General features: G+C 66.3%; 14 protein-coding genes. 11 read left to right on the top strand and 3 right to left on the bottom strand.

Going from position 1 to position 16,300, the window contains the following annotated elements; translation table 11 throughout:
• The first annotated feature begins 8 nt into the window (after nt 1-8).
• Both phnE (ACSQ23_RS10075) and phnE (ACSQ23_RS10080) read left to right on the top strand, forming a co-directional pair.
• A complete protein-coding gene (gene phnE, locus ACSQ23_RS10075) occupies nt 9-986 on the top strand; it encodes a phosphonate ABC transporter, permease protein PhnE (RefSeq protein ID WP_436090520.1) in 978 nt (325 codons plus the stop codon).
• Nucleotides 986-2,335, top strand: a complete 1,350-nt coding sequence (gene phnE, locus ACSQ23_RS10080) for a phosphonate ABC transporter, permease protein PhnE (protein WP_436090521.1) — start codon at nt 986-988, stop codon at nt 2,333-2,335. Before phnE (ACSQ23_RS10075) ends, phnE (ACSQ23_RS10080) begins: the two co-directional genes overlap by 1 nt.
• Before the next feature lie 262 nt (nt 2,336-2,597).
• Here the strand turns inward: phnE (ACSQ23_RS10080) and ACSQ23_RS10085 are convergent, their stop codons facing one another.
• Together ACSQ23_RS10085 and ACSQ23_RS10090 are read right to left on the bottom strand one after the other, a co-directional pair.
• The gene (locus tag ACSQ23_RS10085) at nt 2,598-3,638 is read right to left on the bottom strand and encodes an ABC transporter ATP-binding protein (RefSeq protein ID WP_055886894.1); all 1,041 of its coding nucleotides are present in this window, start codon (nt 3,636-3,638) and stop codon (nt 2,598-2,600) included.
• A gap of 350 nt (nt 3,639-3,988) precedes the next feature.
• The gene (locus ACSQ23_RS10090) at nt 3,989-4,936 is read right to left on the bottom strand and encodes an alpha/beta hydrolase (RefSeq protein ID WP_436090522.1); all 948 of its coding nucleotides are present in this window, start codon (nt 4,934-4,936) and stop codon (nt 3,989-3,991) included.
• 163 nt (nt 4,937-5,099) lie between these two features.
• Between ACSQ23_RS10090 and ACSQ23_RS10095 the strand changes: the two genes are divergently transcribed.
• The 5 genes from ACSQ23_RS10095 to kynU all read left to right on the top strand — a co-directional run bounded on the left by ACSQ23_RS10095 (nt 5,100) and on the right by kynU (nt 11,327).
• Nucleotides 5,100-6,134 (top strand): sugar ABC transporter substrate-binding protein, encoded by a 1,035-nt coding sequence (locus ACSQ23_RS10095; RefSeq protein WP_436090523.1) that lies wholly within the window; start codon nt 5,100-5,102, stop codon nt 6,132-6,134.
• Nucleotides 6,135-6,322: 188 nt separating this feature from the next.
• The gene (locus tag ACSQ23_RS10100; RefSeq protein WP_248310608.1) at nt 6,323-7,387 is read left to right on the top strand and encodes an ABC transporter permease; all 1,065 of its coding nucleotides are present in this window, start codon (nt 6,323-6,325) and stop codon (nt 7,385-7,387) included.
• The gene (locus tag ACSQ23_RS10105; RefSeq protein ID WP_436090524.1) at nt 7,384-8,328 is read left to right on the top strand and encodes an ABC transporter permease; all 945 of its coding nucleotides are present in this window, start codon (nt 7,384-7,386) and stop codon (nt 8,326-8,328) included. Before ACSQ23_RS10100 ends, ACSQ23_RS10105 begins: the two co-directional genes overlap by 4 nt.
• A complete protein-coding gene (locus tag ACSQ23_RS10110; protein ID WP_436090525.1) occupies nt 8,328-9,848 on the top strand; it encodes a sugar ABC transporter ATP-binding protein in 1,521 nt (506 codons plus the stop codon). The genes ACSQ23_RS10105 and ACSQ23_RS10110 overlap by 1 nt, the downstream gene beginning before the upstream one ends.
• A gap of 258 nt (nt 9,849-10,106) precedes the next feature.
• Complete coding sequence (kynU, locus tag ACSQ23_RS10115; RefSeq protein ID WP_436090526.1) at nt 10,107-11,327, top strand: kynureninase; 1,221 nt, start codon at nt 10,107-10,109, stop codon at nt 11,325-11,327.
• A 189-nt stretch (nt 11,328-11,516) separates the two neighbouring features.
• Here kynU and ACSQ23_RS10120 read toward each other — a convergent pair whose 3' ends face one another.
• Complete coding sequence (locus ACSQ23_RS10120) at nt 11,517-11,870, bottom strand: hypothetical protein (RefSeq protein WP_436090527.1); 354 nt, start codon at nt 11,868-11,870, stop codon at nt 11,517-11,519.
• Between the two features lie 208 nt (nt 11,871-12,078).
• Here ACSQ23_RS10120 and ACSQ23_RS10125 point away from each other — a divergent pair, with 208 nt between their 5' ends.
• The 4 genes from ACSQ23_RS10125 (at nt 12,079) to ACSQ23_RS10140 (ending at nt 16,217) form a co-directional block, all read left to right on the top strand.
• A complete protein-coding gene (locus ACSQ23_RS10125) occupies nt 12,079-12,630 on the top strand; it encodes a hypothetical protein (RefSeq protein ID WP_436090528.1) in 552 nt (183 codons plus the stop codon).
• A 159-nt stretch (nt 12,631-12,789) separates the two neighbouring features.
• Nucleotides 12,790-14,289, top strand: coding sequence for a methyl-accepting chemotaxis protein (locus tag ACSQ23_RS10130; protein WP_436090529.1), 1,500 nt, complete (start codon nt 12,790-12,792; stop codon nt 14,287-14,289).
• Nucleotides 14,290-14,310: 21 nt separating this feature from the next.
• The gene (locus ACSQ23_RS10135; RefSeq protein ID WP_055886862.1) at nt 14,311-15,174 is read left to right on the top strand and encodes a CheR family methyltransferase; all 864 of its coding nucleotides are present in this window, start codon (nt 14,311-14,313) and stop codon (nt 15,172-15,174) included.
• Complete coding sequence (locus tag ACSQ23_RS10140) at nt 15,171-16,217, top strand: protein-glutamate methylesterase/protein-glutamine glutaminase (protein WP_056003535.1); 1,047 nt, start codon at nt 15,171-15,173, stop codon at nt 16,215-16,217. The genes ACSQ23_RS10135 and ACSQ23_RS10140 overlap by 4 nt, the downstream gene beginning before the upstream one ends.
• Nucleotides 16,218-16,300 lie beyond the last annotated feature (83 nt).

The raw sequence follows: 16,300 nt of genomic DNA on the forward strand, positions 1-16,300 counted from the left end.
AGCAGGGCATGGCGCATATCGCGCACGATCCAGCCGGCGGCATCAGCGACGCGACCCGGACAGTCTACGGTCACTATCGCCAGCAGATCCGCACCCGGCGCGTCTATTCCATCATCGCACTGGTGGTGTTTGCCATCGTGCTGGCCCTGTCGCTCAACTTCGCCAACGCGGCGAACTCGGGCAAGTTCTTCGAGCGGCTGCCCTACCTGTTAGATTTTCTCCGCAGCTTCGTACCGAACGATCCGCTGGAAATTTTCCGGGCGATGTTCGACCAGCCTTCGCCCTATGCCGACGGCTCGATGAAGTATGATTTCACCTCGCAGCGGATGTATTTCACCGACACGCTGTATGTGCCGCATTTCATCTACGAGCTGATGGTCACGGTGAACATCGCGATCGTCTCGACCATCATCGGCGGTGGCCTGGCGTTTTGCCTCTGCTTTTTTGCCGCCACCAACCTCGTCGGCGCCGGCGCTGTGCGCTTCGTGGTGCGGCGGATCATGGAAATTCTCCGCGCCTTCCCCGAGATCGTCATTGCGGGCCTGCTCACCGCCATCCTCTCGATCGGGCCGATCGCGGCGATCTTCGCGGTGTCGCTCCATACCATAGGGGCGCTCGGAAAGCTGTTCTTCGAAGTGGTCGAGAATGCCGACATGAAGCCCGATGAGGGGCTGCGGGCGGTCGGCGCCACCTGGCTCGAGCGGGTGCGTTTCGGCATGCTGCCGCAGGTGCTGCCGAATTTCGTCTCCTATACATTGCTGCGCACCGAGATCAACGTGCGCGCCTCGACCATTATCGGCGCGGTGGGCGGCGGCGGCATCGGCGAGGCGTTCCGCCTGTCGATCGGCAACAACCATGCCGCCAAGACCTACGCCATCATCATCCTGCTGCTGGTCACCATCATCGCCGTTGATCAGTTCTCGGGCTGGCTGCGGCGCCGGCTGGTCGGCAACCAGGCCTTCGAATTCGGACGGGGAGCAGCGTGATGTCGAACGGGCTCACAATGGACGCGGGCGACCGCGCCCGGCTGAAAGCTACCCATGCCGCCGTGCTGCACAAGCCGTGGTGGCAGCGCTGGGCGCTGCTGATCGGGCTCGTCGTCACGGTGCTCTATCTCGGCTTCTGCTACGCCTTCTTCAATGTCGGTCCGGCCTTCGAGAACGGCAAATGGGACCGCGCAGCGCTCTACCTGCAGGACTGGTATTCGTGGCGGGCGCAGCCGCGGCTGAAGGTTGCCGACGGCAAGGTCACCGCCACCTGGTCGAGCCGCGGGCAGTATCCTAGGGATGCCCGAATAGACTGGCTGACGCCGCACGAGGATGGCTCGATGACGGTGATCTTCGGCGGCGCGGGCGACCGGCTGGAGGTGACGCCGAACCTGGTGGTCGCCTATGTCGGCAGCGTACCGCATGAGATTGCCATCGGCACCGACAGCGTCACGGCCCCGGCCGATGCGCCGCGCGCGGTGCAGCAGGACGGCAGCAAGGTGATCGTCGACTACGGCTTTGCCGGGCAGGCGGAGGTGCGCACCAACCAGGTCTATGTGCAGCGCCGCTTCCTCGGCTGGGCCAATTTCTGGTTCGATACGCACTCGGCCTATTGGGGGCGTAACCCGCTCGAGGTGATTCAGCTGATGTTCAGCACCGAGCGGATCGATCCGGCGCGCTCGAACTTCGATACGGCGGTGAAGGATTTCCTCGGCAATGGCGTCTGGCAGCACGGCGACATTCTGTCGAAGCTCCTGCAGACACTGGTGATGGCGTTTGTCGGTACGCTCCTCGCAACGCTGTTCGCTTTTCCGCTGGCCTTCATCGCGGCGCGCAACATCACGCGGTCGCGGCCGGTGAACTGGGTGATGAAGCGGGGTTTCGACTTCCTGCGCTCGATCGACATGCTGATCTGGGCGCTGTTCTTCACCCGCGGCTTCGGCCCCGGGCCGATCCCGGGGATCGCAGCGATCTTCTTCACCGACGCCGGGGCGCTGGGCAAGGTCTATGCCGAGGCGCTGGAGAATGTCGACGATCGGCAGCGCGAGGGCGTCAAGTCGGTGGGGGCATCGCCGACCGTGGTCAACCGCTTCGGCGTGGTGCCGCAGGTGCTGCCGGTGTTCATCTCGCAGTCGCTGTATTTCTGGGAGAGCAACACCCGCTCGGCCACGGTGATCGGCGCCGTGGGTGCGGGCGGTATCGGGCTGAAACTGCTCGAGGCGATGGGCACCAATTCCGACTGGGACAAAGTGGCTTATATGGTGCTGCTGATCCTGATGGTGGTGTTTGTGTTCGACAACCTGTCGAACGCATTGCGCTCGCGGCTGATCGGGCAGCGGGGGCACTAGGTCGGCTTGCTGCGTGGGGCCCACCCCCACCCAGCTTCGCTACGGCTTCGCCTAGCTGCGCTACCCTCCCCACAAGGGGGAGGGAGACGATAGAGCCGAAGCTTTCAGTCGGGTCTCCCTCCCCTTGATGGGGAGGGTAGCGCAGCTGGCCGCGTCAGCGGCCTAGCGTAGCTGGGTGGGGTGGGGCCTCACCCTCTGGACAAACAAAAAGGCCGCCGTGGTTTCCCACGGCGGCCTTCGTCATTTTATTCAGCGGCAGCGCTTAGTTGACGCGCTTGCCGTCCTTGTCGAACAGGTGGACGACGCTCAGGTCCGGCGCCACCTTGATCTTGGAACCCGGCTGCGCGGTGATGCGCTCGCGGAAGATGCCGTTGATCGACTGGGTGCCGAGGCGGCCGATGACCTGGGTCTCGGAACCGGTCGGCTCCAGCACCACGACTTCGATCTCGATACCGTTCGGATCGATGTGCAGGTGCTCAGGACGGATGCCGTAGACGGCGGCGCTGGCCGGAACATTGACGGCCGGCAGCAGGATGCCGTCGGTGGTCTTGAAGCCGCCATCGGCAGCCGCGCCGTTGATGAAGTTCATCGAGGGCGAGCCGATAAAGCCGGCAACGAAGGTGTTGAGCGGACGATCGTAGAGATCGAGCGGGGTGCCCATCTGCTCGATGATGCCATCGCGCATCACCACGATCTTGTCGGCCATGGTCATGGCTTCGACCTGGTCGTGGGTCACGTAGATGGTGGTGGTCTTCAGGCGCTGGTGCAGCTCCTTGATTTCGGAACGCATCTGCACGCGGAGCTTGGCGTCGAGGTTGGACAGCGGCTCGTCGAACAGGAAGACCTGCGGATCGCGCACGATGGCGCGGCCCATGGCGACGCGCTGGCGCTGACCGCCGGAGAGCTGGCGCGGCTGGCGGTCGAGCAGTTTCTCGAGGCCGAGAATCTGCGCGGCGCGATCGACCTTGGCCTTGATCTCGGTCTTCGGCACGCCCTTGAGCTTCAGCGAGAAGCCCATGTTCTGCGCCACCGTCATGTGCGGGTAGAGCGCATAGTTCTGGAACACCATGGCGATGTCGCGTTCCTTGGGCGGCAGGTCGTTGACCACGCGGTTGCCGATGCCGATCTCACCCGAGGTGATTTCCTCGAGGCCGGCGATCATGCGCAGCAGCGTGGACTTGCCGCAGCCCGACGGGCCGACGAGCACGACGAACTCGCCATCGGAAATGTCGACCGACACGCCCTTCAGCGCTTCGAAGCCGCCATAGTGCTTGCCGGCCTTGTTGATGGTTACTGGTGCCATGAAGGTTCCTCGTCCCTGTCGCGGGGAAACCCCGCTTGTCGGCGGCACCTTCGGCGGGGGTGCCGCCAGCGTCAAGGCAGGATTGGCGTTTATTAGACCAAAGTCTAAGAAAAGTATAATACTAAAGTCGTATGCGGCGGCGAGCATTGCGATTGGCCCCTAATCCACCGGCCGTCATCCCGGCGAACGCCGGGACCCAGTGCTCCGGCCTGTCCGCGCGCGCAATCTGGCCAACCTTGCCGTGATGGACCGGTCGGTTTCGTGCCGATCCAACTGTTCGAGCAGTAGGTCCCGACTTTCGTCGGGATGACGGCCGGTGGGTGGGGCGAGGGCAGAGAGCACTGGATAGGTCACCCCCACACCTGCCTCGCCCAAGCCCCCATCACACCGATCAGCTCCCGCGCGGCTGGGGTGATGCCGGCCATGATCATGAAGCCGTGGGTGGTGCCGGGCCATTCCTGGAACGTCACGGCGTTGCCGGCTGCGGTGAGGCGGGCGGCGTAGGCGCGGCCTTCGTCGCGCAGCGGGTCGTGGTCGGCGGCGACGAGCAGGGTGGGGCAGAGGCCGCTGAGGTCGGGGGCGAGCAGCGGGGACGCTTCCGGATGGGTGGGGTCGGCGCCCGAGAGGTAGTTGGCGATGTACCAGCGCAGCGTGGCGCGGGAGAGAAAGAAGCCATGCGCAAATTCGGCGACGCTGGCGCTCTCATGGGCCAGATCGGTCGCCGGATAGATCAGCATCTGGCCGCCCAGCGTGATGCCTCGGTCGCGGGCGCGTAGTGCCAAAGCGGCAGCGATATTGGCGCCAGCGCTGTCGCCGGCGAGGATGATGCGTTCGCTGCTGAGGCCGAGCCCGGCACCCTCGGCGATCACCCAGCGGAGCGCCGTCTCGGCATCGTCGAGTCCGGCCGGAAACGGCTGCTCCGGCGCCTTGCGGTATTCGACCGAGAGGAGGCTGCAGCCAGCGGCCCTGGCGAGGGCGCGGGCGGCGCCGTCATGGGTGTCGAGGCTGCCGACGACCCAGCCCCCGCCATGCAGAAAGAGCATGGTTCCGGGGGCATCGCCACCGCGATAGAGCCGGCAGCGGATGGCGGGATCGCCGAGGGTGAAGCTGAGCGGCGGGGCGAGATCGTCCTTCAAATCCCAGTGGCCGGCGAGGCTGAGCTCGGAGGCGGCGCGGGCCCTCACAACGCCGAGTTGGTCGTTGCTGAGCGTGCCGGCGTGCTCGGCTGCTTCGAGCATCTCGCGCAGCTCGGGTCGCAGGCGCGACCGGTTGGGGCGCCCGCCGTCAGAATGGTCCACGCACCCCCTCCCTCACGTCGAAGACGGGCGCCATAACAGCAGAGGTGCGACGAAAGTCAATAAAAAGAATATTGCATGCGATATGCGTTAGTGTTACGCCTTGGCCAGCGTGTATGCTGCCCGGGGAGGATCGGGAGGCATCCACCGACAAAGGGAGAAGATCATGCAGGTTACCCGTATGCGCGGCGCGCTCGCCGTGGGTCTGGCCTTGGGCGTGGCGCTGTCGCCGCTCGCCGCCATGGCGTCGGACAACAAGATTGCCCTGGTGCCGGGTGGTCCGCACCCGTATTTCGCGCCCTGGGAGCAGGCGGCGGCAGATGCGCAGAAGGATTTCGGCATCGCCTCGGTCGAATACAAAGTGCCGGCCGAATGGAAGCTGGAGCTGCAGACCGAGCTGTTCGAGAGCCTCGCGGCGCAGGGCTATGCCGGCTTCGGCTATTTCCCCGGCGATGCGGTGGGCGTCAACTCGACCGTCGCGGAACTCAAGGCCAATGACATTCCGGCGGTGGCGCTGGGCGGCTGCGCGCAGGACCCGACCGATACGGCGTTCTGCATGGCAACCGACGTCTATCAATCGGCCTATCTCGGCACCAAGGCGCTGATCGAGGCGATGGGTGGCACGGGCGCGGTGGTGCATCTCGCCGGGCTGCTGGTCGACCCCAACACCACGCTGCGCGTCCAGGCGGTTGAGAAGGCCGTGGCCGAGACCAATGGTGCGGTGACGCTGCTGCAGACGCTGGGCGATACCGACAACCAGGAGCAGGGCGACCAGAAGATCAACGCGCTGCTCGCCGCGCAAAAGGACCAGATCGGCGGCATGATTGCCACCGGCTACATTTCCTCGGTCGTGGCCGCCACGGCGCTCAAAAACCTCGGCGACAAGAAGATCAAGCTGATCGGCATCGACGACGACAAGATCGTGCTCGATGGCATCAAGGACGGCTTCGTTGCCGGCACCATGGCGCAGAACCCCTATGGCCAGGGCTATATCGGCGCCTATGCAGTGGACCTGTTGGCCGAAAGCTGCACGGTGAAGGCGGACGCGCCGTTCATCACCACGCCGCAGACGGCGAAGTTCATCGACTCCGGCACGCTGCTGATCAGCTCGGCCAATATCGAGAGCTACAAGGACGACCTGAAGAAGCTGACCGGCGAGCTGCAGGCAAGCTTCAAGGACAAGTTCCTCAGCTGCCCGTGATCTGACGGCGGAGGCGGTGCCTGCCGCATCGCCTCCCCATCCATCGGATGTCATCCCAGCGAAAGCTGGGACCCAACTCGCAGCTGGCGCGGGTGGTGAAATGGGTCCCTGCTTTCGCAGGGATGACACCGAGCAGGAGGAGCGGCTGGTGCTCCTAACTGACCCTCTCGCTTCCCCGAGTACCCGCAATGACCTCTGCGCTTGACGCCGAGCCTCGTCCGAGTTCAGCCTCGGCCATGGACCCGGCACCCCGCCGAACGATCAGTTCGTTCCTGCTCCGCGGCTCGACGCAGGTCGGGTTGTTCCTGATCCTCGTGGTGCTGTGGGCGGTGTTCGCTAACCTGGCGCCGGGGTTCCTGTCGAAGTTCAACCTCAACTCGCTGCTGCGTTCGGTCGCCGTCGATATCGTCGTCGGTTTCGCCCAGATGGTGGTGCTGGCGACCGGCGGGATGAACCTCTCGGTCGGGGCGATCGGGGTCTGCGCGGTGATGTTCTCGGGCTACCTGATGCAGGTGCTGGGGCTGCCGATCCCGGTGGCGATTGCCGGTACGCTGGCGCTCGGCGCCTTCCTCGGCTGGCTCAACGGCTTTGCCATCGTCAAGACCGGGGTGAACAGTTTCGTCGTGACGCTGGCGAGCGCCAGCCTGTTTTCCGGCGGCATGCTGATCCTTACCAAGGCAGTGCCGCTCAACGGCCTGCCGCCGGAGTTCGGCGCCTTCGGCAAGAGCGCCGTCGGGCCGGCGATCGGTAGCATTCCGGCGATCCCCAGCCTCGCCGTGGTGGCGCTGGCGATCGGGCTCGGGCTCTACCTGCTGTTCAAGCATTCGACCTTGGGCCGGCAGATCCTCGCGGTGGGCGCCAATGCGCGGGCCGCCGAGATGAGCGGCATTCCGGTCGATCGGACCATCGTCTTCGTTCATGCGCTGTCCGGAGCACTGGCCGCAGCGGCGGCGCTGATGCTGACCGCGCGGCTGGCGGCGGCGATGCCGGCCGTGGCGGGGGATGACTGGCTGCTGCCGAGCTTCCTCGCACCGGTGATCGGCGGCACGGCGCTGTCGGGCGGCATCGTCTCGGTGGTGGGCACCATTCTCGGAGCGCTGCTGGTCTCGACCATCCGCTCGGGGCTCCTGGTGCTGGAGATCGGCAATTTCTGGCTGCCGCTGTTCCTCGGGGCGTTCCTCCTCGCGGCGATCCTGATCGAGCGCGGCCGCGCCGCCTATGTAGCGCGCGAACAGGCGAGGCGAGCGCTATGAGATCGTTCTTCCGCCTGCAATGGTCGGGTATCCTCGTTGGCATCATTGCCGGCGGGATCGCGCTGGCGCTGAGCGCGCCGGCCTTCCTCAGTGAGTTCAACCTGTTCGTGCTGCTGCGCTCGATCTGCGTGTCGCTGCTCGTTGCCTATTCGCAGATGGTGATGCTGGGCGTCGGGCAGATGAACCTGTCGGTCGGCGCGCTGGGCGGGCTGGTGGCGGTGGTCACCGGCGGGCTGATGGATGCACTGGGCGTGCCGACACTGCCGGCGATCATGATCGGGGTGGCGGCGGGCGGTACAGCCGGGTTCGTCAATGGCTGGCTGACGGTGAAGACCGGCATCAACGGCTTCATCGTGACGCTGGCGACAGCTTCGGCCTTCGCCGGTATCAACCTCGGGATCACCAAGGCGGTGCCGTTCTACAACCTGCCCGCCGATTTCGTGGCGTTCGGTAATGGGCGGCTCGGGCTGTTCCCGCTGCTGCTGATCGTGCCGCTGCTGGTTACGGTTGTCCTGGCGCTGTTCTTTTCGCGGGCGGTGCCCGGGCGGCACATGCTGGCGGTGGGTGGCAACGCGCCCGCGGCGCAGTTGAGCGGCGTGTCGGTGCCCAGGGCGATCATTTCGGCGCATGTGCTGTCGGGGCTGCTGGCGGCAGTGGCGGGCATCCTCGCAGTAGCGCAGCTCGGCTCGGCGCAGCCCACCATTGGGTCGGACTGGCTGGTGATCTCGTTCGCCGCGCCGATCATTGGCGGAGCGAGCCTGGCCGGTGGGGCGATTTCGATCGTCGGGACGCTCTTGGCAGTGGTGCTGATCGGGCTGATCCAGAATGCCATGGTGCTGGTGAAGGTCGACCCGTACTGGGTGCAGTTCCTGCTCGGGGCGCTGATCCTCGCCGCGGTGTGGTTCAACCGCTATCGCGCCGTCAGGGTGGGAGAGAGCTGATGGCGCTGACGGTCGACAAGGCCAGCAAGTCGTTCCCCGGCGTGCGGGCGCTGAAGGATGCGTCGCTGGAGCTCAGAGCCGGCGAAGTGCATGCGCTGATGGGCGAGAACGGCGCCGGAAAATCGACGCTGATCAAGATCATCACCGGGGTGCACCGGCCGGATGGCGGACGGCTGTTGCTCGACGGAACCGAGATTTCGCTCAATAGCCCGCGCGACGCGATCCGGCTCGGGATTTCGGCCGTGCACCAGGAGCGCAACCTGATCCCGCGCTTCTCGGTGGCCGAGAATATCCTGCTCGAGAACCTGCCGCGGCGCGCCGGGCTGGTGGACTACGCCAGGGCCAATGCCGAGGCGAAGAAGTATCTCGAAATGATCGGGCTCGTGGTCGATACGCGGACCGAGGTGCGGCACCTGAGCGTCGCGCAGATGCAGATGGTGGAGATCGCCAAGGCGCTGAGCCATGAGGCGAAGGTCTTGTTGCTCGACGAGCCGACCGCCTCGCTGACCGGCGAAGAGGCCGAGGCGCTGTTCGCGCTGATCAAGCGGCTGAAGGCGGAGGGCGCGGCGATCCTGTTCGTCTCGCACAAGCTCGAGGAAGTGCTGGCGATTTCGGATCGGGTGACGGTGCTGCGCGATGGCGAGACGACGCTGATCGGCGAGCCGATCGCCAACATGAGCCGTGGCCGGCTGATCGAGGCGATGATCGGGCGGGCCGAACGCATCGCCGTGGTGCGGCCGCCCAAGCCGGCAACCGGGGCGATCAAGCTCGAGGCCAAGGGCGTCGCGACGGCGGCCGGGCACCGCGATATCTCGTTCACGGTGCGGCGCGGCGAAATCCTCGGGCTCTATGGGCTGGTCGGGGCGGGGCGAACCGAGCTGGCGCGGGCGCTGGTCGGGAAAGACAAGGTGACCGGGGGCAGCCTGTCGATCGACGGCAAGCCGGCGGTGATCCGCTCGGTCGAGGAGGCGCTGAAACGGCACCGCATCGGCTATCTCAGCGAAGACCGGAAATACGAGGGCGTGGTGCTGCTGCACCCGATCCGCTTCAACGTGGCGATGACCATCTGGGACCGGCTGGCGAAGTTCGTGGGCTTCCAGACGGCGGCCGGCGAGCGCAAGGCAGCCGAGCCGTTCGCGCGGCAGCTGGAGATCCGCACGCCCAGCCTCGAGCAGGCAGTGGGGAACCTCTCGGGTGGCAACCAGCAGAAGGTGTCGCTGGCCAAGTGGCTGGCGGCGAAGGTGGACCTCCTGGTCATCGACGAGCCGACGGTCGGCATCGACATCAAGACCAAGGCCTATATCCACGAGCTGATCGGCAAGCTGGCGGATGATGGGCTGGCGATCCTGCTGATCTCGTCGGAACTGCCGGAAATGGTGGCTTTGGCCGACCGCATCCTTGTCATGCACGAGTTTCGCCTGGTCGATGGCTTCGACAACGATCGCAGTTACGAGGCGATGAGCCGCAAGGTGATGGGCGCCATCCACCGGCATGCGGACGAGACGGTGGCGGCGGAGTAGGTCCTTCACCTCTCCCTTGGGGGAGAGGTCGACAGCACCTGCCGTGGGGCTAGCGCGGTGCGGGAAGAATACCCCCACCCTGTCCCTCCCCCGCAAGGGGGGAGGAGACCAAAACACTGGCGCTGGAGTTGGCGTCTCCCTCCCCCTTGCGGGGAGGGGACAGGGGTGGGGGTATTCTTCCCGCACCGAACTATCGGGCCGGCGCGCCGCTCTCGCGGGCGCTGGTTCTCATCCGCCGGCTTCGCTATTGATCACGCCATGACCGACATCACCGCCCTCGACGCCGCTGACCCGTTTGCCCGTACGCGCGCCCTGTTCGACCTGCCTGATGGCATTATTTACCTCGACGGCAACTCGCTCGGGGCGCTGCCGCGCGCCGTGAAGGGGCGGATGGCCGAGGTGGTGGCGACGCAGTGGGGCGAGGGGCTGATCCGCAGCTGGAACACGCATGACTGGATCGACCTGCCGGGGCGGGTGGGCGAGCGGATCGCGCGGCTGATCGGCGCGGCGCCGCAGACGGTGATGGTGGCCGACTCCACCTCGGTGAACCTGTTCAAGGTGCTGGTGACGGCGCTGCGGCTGCGGCCGGGGCGCCAGGTGATCGTTTCGGAGCGCGGCAACTTCCCGACCGATGCCTATATCGCGGCGGGTGTCGCCGAGCTCTTGGGCCAGGGGCATGAATTGCGGCTGGTGGAGGCCGGCGAGATCGAGGCGGCGCTCGGCGCGGATGTCGCGGTGCTGCTGCTGACCGAGGTGAACTACCGGACCGGAGCGCGGCTCGACATGGCCGGGCTGACGGTGGCGGCGCAGCGGGCCGGCGCGCTGACCGTCTGGGACCTCTGCCATTCGGCCGGGGCGTTTCCGGTCGATCTCAGCGGAGCGGACGCCGATTTCGCGGTGGGGTGTGGCTACAAGTACCTCAATGGCGGGCCGGGCGCGCCGGCTTTCGTCTACGCGGCGCCGCGGCATCTCAAGGGCCTGCGGCAGCCGCTGACCGGCTGGCTGGGGCATGCGGCGCCGTTCAGCTTTGCCGAGGCCTATCGGCCGGCGACAGGCATCGGGGCGATGCGGGTGGGGACGCCGCCGGTGCTGTCGATGTCGGCGCTCGATGCGGCGCTCGAGGTGTTCGATGGGGTCGATCTGAGCGCGCTACGGGCCAAGGCGGATCGGCTGTTCGAGCTGTTCACCGGCGAGGTGAGGTGGTTGGCGCCGGAGCTGGAACTGGCGACGCCTACCGATGCGGCACGTCGCGGCACCCAGGTATCGCTCAGGCACCCCGAGGCCTATGCCGTGATGCAGGCGCTGATCGAGCGCGGGGTGATCGGGGATTTCCGTGAGCCCGACATTCTGCGCTTCGGGCTGACGCCGCTCTATCTGAGCTTCGCCGAGGTGCAGCGCGCCGCCGAAATCCTGGGCGAGGTGATGCGAACCGGAGCGTGGGACCAGCCGCGCTACAAGGTGCGCGCCAAGGTGGTTTGAGACTTTTCTATTGCTCAGGTGAAAGCAACTACCCCGGTGTCATCCCAGCGAAAGCTGGGATCCAACTATCCGCTGGCACGGGCTGTGAGCCGGACGAGGGCAGAGCCCTCGCCGTGGGGTCCCAGCTTTCGCTGGGATGACAGCCGGTGGATGGGGTCAGGTCGAGCCCAACTCAAGCGCGGAAGCGCTTCAGAACAGCTCGGCTTCGCCGTGCACGCCAAAGCTGGCGCTGCCGGAGAGGGCGGGGATGCGCAGCTCGTCGAGCACCAGGCTTGACCAGATCTCGTCATAGACCGATTGCGGGGCATCGGGGGGCAGGAGGGCGAACTGGCGGACGGCGAGCGCCATGTTCTGGCAGCGCTGCTCGATGCGGTCCTGGCCCTGCAGGGCGTTGATGATGATCCGGGCGGCCTCGCGGCGCGCTTCGTCGGCCGAGACCGACTTGTCGGCGAGCAGTTCGAGGGCCTGAGTGACGCCTTCCACCATGCCGGCGGTCTGACGCGCGGTTTCATCGAGCTCGCGGGCGAGCCTTTGCAGAGACATGTAGAGAAAACCCCCGTAGTGCCAGCGGACCCTAGCGTGGATTTCTGAATGGCTCCTTGCGAATGGAGCGGCATCAGGGTGGACGCGAGGCTTTTGGTTAGCGCTTCACTAACGAATTGACGGTAACGATGACATGCCGCTCTATCCTGGATCTCACGTCACTATGGTCATGTCGAGTTCACTGCCTCCCGAGTTCGATCGTGGTGTGGTGACGACCGTTCATCAGGGCGATTGCCTGGTGTCGAACGAGGTGGATCTGACCTTCTCGACAGTGCTCGGCAGTTGCGTGTCGGCCTGCGTCCGCGACCGGATCGCCAATGTCGGCGGCATGAACCATTTCCTCCTCGCCGAGCAATCGGCCTCGGCGGCGGATCGCTACGGCGCCTCGGCGCGCTATGGCGCGTTCGCCATGGAACAGCTGATCAACAAGGTGCTGACGCGCGGCACCGGCCGCAAGGCCAACCTTGAGATCAAGGTGTTCGGCGGCGGCAAGATCAATGGCGCGCTCGACGATATCGGGCTCAAGAACATCGAGTTCGTACGCGAGTTCCTCGCCAACGAAGGCTACGAGATGGCCAAGGAAGATCTCGGCGGCAGCTATGCGCGCCGGGTGATGTTCAAGCCCTATTCCGGCCGCGCCTTCATCAAGCGGCTCGACAACACCGCCAACGCTTCGATCGCCAGGGAAGAACTGGCCGTGGCGGCCAGCCGTCGCAGCGTCATCACCAAGCCGGTGGTCGACGACATCGAACTGTTCTGAGGCGGCTCGGCTGCTTTCCCGGCGTCGCCACACGCATCATTACCAAGTTCTTACGCCTCCCCCGGCAAGTATAGGTTTGATTAACCATTCCGGTTTTAGGGTCGCAGCGAGGGCCTGGGGAGGCCCGCCGGGGCTCGGTGATTCGTGCGGCGCTTGCGCATGGCGCTCATCGCTAATCTATGCTGGCTTGCCGCTCTGCTGATCGCGGTCGGCGGCGTGCTGCTGTTCGGCGTCGGGCTGGTGAGCGCGGTGCTGGCGGGTGTTGCGGCCGCGGCGGCGGCGACGGGCGCGGTGATCGTCGGGCTGCGCGCCGATCGGGCGTTCTCCGAGCGGCTCACCGCCATCGGCCAGGCGGTCGGGGTGCGAGCGGGCGAGGCCACCAGCCTCGAAGCGGTCGTGCAGAGCCTCTGCACGCGGCTGGATCGAGCCTACAACTTCAAGGCGGCGTTCGGCAGCATGCGGCAGCCGGCGGCACTGGTCGATGCCGATGGCGAGATCCTCGGGGTCAGCAACGGCCTGGTGCTGGTTGAACCGAAAGCCGAGGAAGGCGGGCTGATCTCCGACGTGCTGGGCGGCCGCGTGCTGCTCGAGGACATGGCGGAGGAGAGCATCGTCACCGTCGGCGACCGCCGCTTCGTGGCCGAGCGGCGCGAACTGGGCGGCGGGCGCTCGATCCTCGAGTTTACCCCGGCCGGCTACCATATCGCCGACGACGATTTCGATGCCTTCGTCACCGCGCTCTCCAACGGCCGCACCGGGTTCCGTTTCGACGACTGGGGCATGCAGCATTCGCCGGCGCTGAAGGCGCTGGGCGGGGCGCTCGAGCAGTTCGACAAATCGGTCAAGGCCATCGGCCAGCTGCTGCGCGGCGAGGAGATCGATGCGCTCTTACTGATGGGCGCCGGAGCAATGGCGCCGGAGCTCAGGCAGTTCGAGCAGGACCTCAACGCCATCCTTGTCGAGCGCGAGGAAGCGCTGATGGCGCGGGCCCATCTCGAGGCCAAGATGGAAGCGATCCTCAGGGCCATCGACCGCTACCGGGCCAGCGTCACCAGCCTCGCCGAGCTCGCCGACCAGAGCCGGGCGGGGCTCACCGTGGCGTCGCGCGCCATCGAGAAGGGGCGTGCCAAGGCGCAGGCGGTGCGGGTGCTGGAGCGGCAGGCGGTGGCGCTGGCGGCCGATGCGGCGCTCGCCGTGCAGCGCACCAGCGCCTCGGTCGGCGGGGTGGAGCACACCACGGCCGAGATCGACCGGATGGTGTCGAGCATCGAGGACGTGAGCTTCCGCACTAACCTGTTGGCGCTCAACGCCGCGGTGGAAGCGGCGCGGGCCGGCGAGAAGGGCGCCGGTTTTGCGGTGGTGGCGGCCGAGGTGCGCACCCTGGCGCAGGCGACGCAGAAGGCGGCGCGCGAGATCAAATCGCTGGTCGGCACCTCGCGGCGCGAGGCCAGCGCCTCGGTCGAGGAAGCGGCGTCGCTCAAAAAGATTCTCTCCGGCCTCGGCGGACATTTAGAGAATCTAAGCAATGAGACGGACATGATCGCCGGTGCACTGGATGAGGGCAGCGGCGCCATCGCCCGGCTGGACGGCAGCGTCGCTGCGGTCGGCTCGGAAGCGGCGAAAGCCCTGCAACTCCCGGCGCGCAGACGCTCGGCCTAGAATAGGCCTACAGGGGGCAGTATGGATCAGGGCGAATTTGCCCTCAGTGACCGCGAGTTCAATCGGGTCAAGGCACGCGTCTATCAGGAAGCCGGAATCTCGCTGTCGGAGGCCAAGCGCACCCTCGTGGTGTCGCGGCTGGGCAAGCTCGTTCGTGCGCTCAGGCTCAACTCGTTCGATGCCTATCTCGATTATCTCGAGCGGCAGGGCACGCCCGCCGACGCGCAGGAATTCATCAACGCGCTGACCACCAACCTGACGCGGTTCTGGCGCGAGGACCATCACTTCGAGCATCTCGAGACCTATGTGCGGCAGGTGATGGCGCAGCGGCCGCGGATGGGCGCCAACGGGCGGCCGAAGCTGCGGATCTGGTCTGCCGGCTGCTCGACCGGGCAGGAGCCCTACACCATCGCGCTGAGCCTGCTTGCCGCCTTCCCCGAGCTGAAGCGCTGGGATTTCCGCATCCTTGCCACCGATATCGACACCAATGTCGTCGCCAAGGCCGCGGGCGGGGTTTACCCGGAAGCCGAGCTCAACGGGTTGTCGCGCGAGCGCGCCTCGCTGTTCGAGCGCGCCGGCGCCGGCCAGGTGCAGATCCCGATGGCGGTGCGCGAGCTGATCGCCTTCAAGCCGCTCAACCTGATGCACAACCCCTGGCCGATGAAGGGGCCGTTCGACGCGGTGTTCTGCCGGAACGTCGCCATCTATTTCGACAAGAAGACGCAGGGCGAACTGTTCGCGCGGCTGGGAGCGATCCTGGTGCCGGACGGCTTTCTCTATATCGGACACTCCGAGAACCTGGGCGCTGGCGGCGCCAATTTCCGGCTGGTCGGCAAGACCATCTATCAGGCACGCGCACAGCAGAAGGCGAGGGACGCAGCATGAGCATAAAGGTGCTGGTCGTCGATGATTCCGCACTCATTCGCGAGGTGCTGAGCCGCACGCTGGGCAAGGATGGCGATATCGTCGTCGTCGGCACGGCCGAGGATCCGATCGATGCGCGTTCCAAGGTCAAGGACCTCAACCCGGACGTGGTGACGCTCGATATCGAGATGCCCAACATGAACGGGCTGCAGTTTCTCGATAAACTGATGCGGCTCCATCCGCTGCCGGTGGTGATGGTCTCGACGCTGACCACCAAGGGGGCGAGCGAGACGCTGCTGGCGCTGGAACTGGGGGCGGTGGATTTCGTCGCCAAGCCCAACGCGTCGCTGTCGGGCGGGCTCGATGCGTTCGGTGAGAACCTGCGCCAGAAGGTGCGGGCGGCCGCCCATTCCGACGTTAAGGGCCGCGCCTTGAAGGCGCCGACGGCCAAGGTGCCGGTGCGCACCGCGGCGGCGCCGACCGGTGCGCTGATCGCCATCGGGGCATCGACCGGCGGGGTCGAGGCGATCCGCGTGGTGCTGAGCCAGATGCCGCCCGATTGCCCGCCGATCGTCATCGCGCAGCATATGCCGGCCGGGTTCACCAGCCGCTTTGCCGGGCGGCTCGACGAGCTGACCGAGCTGAAGGTGGTGGAAGCCGAGGACCGCATGCCGCTGCTGGCCGGCCACGCCTATGTGGCGCGCGGCGATTTTCATTTGCGGGTCGAGCGCAGCTCGGGCCAGCTCAAGTGCCGAGTAACGCAGGACGAACTGATGTCCGGGCACCGGCCGAGCGTCGACGTGCTGTTCGAGTCGGTGGCCAAGACCGTCGGGCCGATGGCGGTGGGCGCCATCCTCACCGGCATGGGCCGCGACGGGGCGCGGGGGCTCAAGCTGATGCGCGAGGCAGGAGCCTACACCGTGGGGCAGAGCCAGGCTTCGGCGCTGGTCTATGGCATGCCGCGGGTGGCCTTCGAAGAAGGGGCGGTGATCGAGCAGGCGCCGGTCGAAGGCATCGCGGCGCGGCTCGCGGCAGCGCTCACTCGGCTCAAATCCGCAGCATAACGCGGGTTCTGATTGAAGGTTTGGTAACGGAATGTGCCTAGGGTTTTATGATACGCGACCCGGGCGTATTTCGGGCAGCTAGA

Origin of the sequence: Devosia sp. LjRoot16 (genome assembly GCF_964252795.1) — a bacterium.
Lineage (GTDB): Bacteria > Pseudomonadota > Alphaproteobacteria > Rhizobiales > Devosiaceae > Devosia_A.

What these genes read in the sequence shown, in the direction of transcription:
- ACSQ23_RS10105 (WP_436090524.1), top strand. Translation starts at nt 7,384, where the DNA reads ATGAGATCGTTCTTCCGCCTGCAATGGTCGGGTATCCTCGTTGGCATC.
- phnE (WP_436090520.1), top strand. Translation starts at nt 9, where the DNA reads ATGGCGCATATCGCGCACGATCCAGCCGGCGGCATCAGCGACGCGACC.
- ACSQ23_RS10140 (WP_056003535.1), top strand. Translation starts at nt 15,171, where the DNA reads ATGAGCATAAAGGTGCTGGTCGTCGATGATTCCGCACTCATTCGCGAG.
- ACSQ23_RS10120 (WP_436090527.1), bottom strand. Translation starts at nt 11,870, where the DNA reads ATGTCTCTGCAAAGGCTCGCCCGCGAGCTCGATGAAACCGCGCGTCAG.
- ACSQ23_RS10100 (WP_248310608.1), top strand. Translation starts at nt 6,323, where the DNA reads ATGACCTCTGCGCTTGACGCCGAGCCTCGTCCGAGTTCAGCCTCGGCC.
- ACSQ23_RS10135 (WP_055886862.1), top strand. Translation starts at nt 14,311, where the DNA reads ATGGATCAGGGCGAATTTGCCCTCAGTGACCGCGAGTTCAATCGGGTC.
- ACSQ23_RS10085 (WP_055886894.1), bottom strand. Translation starts at nt 3,638, where the DNA reads ATGGCACCAGTAACCATCAACAAGGCCGGCAAGCACTATGGCGGCTTC.
- ACSQ23_RS10095 (WP_436090523.1), top strand. Translation starts at nt 5,100, where the DNA reads ATGCAGGTTACCCGTATGCGCGGCGCGCTCGCCGTGGGTCTGGCCTTG.
- ACSQ23_RS10130 (WP_436090529.1), top strand. Translation starts at nt 12,790, where the DNA reads ATGGCGCTCATCGCTAATCTATGCTGGCTTGCCGCTCTGCTGATCGCG.
- ACSQ23_RS10110 (WP_436090525.1), top strand. Translation starts at nt 8,328, where the DNA reads ATGGCGCTGACGGTCGACAAGGCCAGCAAGTCGTTCCCCGGCGTGCGG.
- phnE (WP_436090521.1), top strand. Translation starts at nt 986, where the DNA reads ATGTCGAACGGGCTCACAATGGACGCGGGCGACCGCGCCCGGCTGAAA.
- kynU (WP_436090526.1), top strand. Translation starts at nt 10,107, where the DNA reads ATGACCGACATCACCGCCCTCGACGCCGCTGACCCGTTTGCCCGTACG.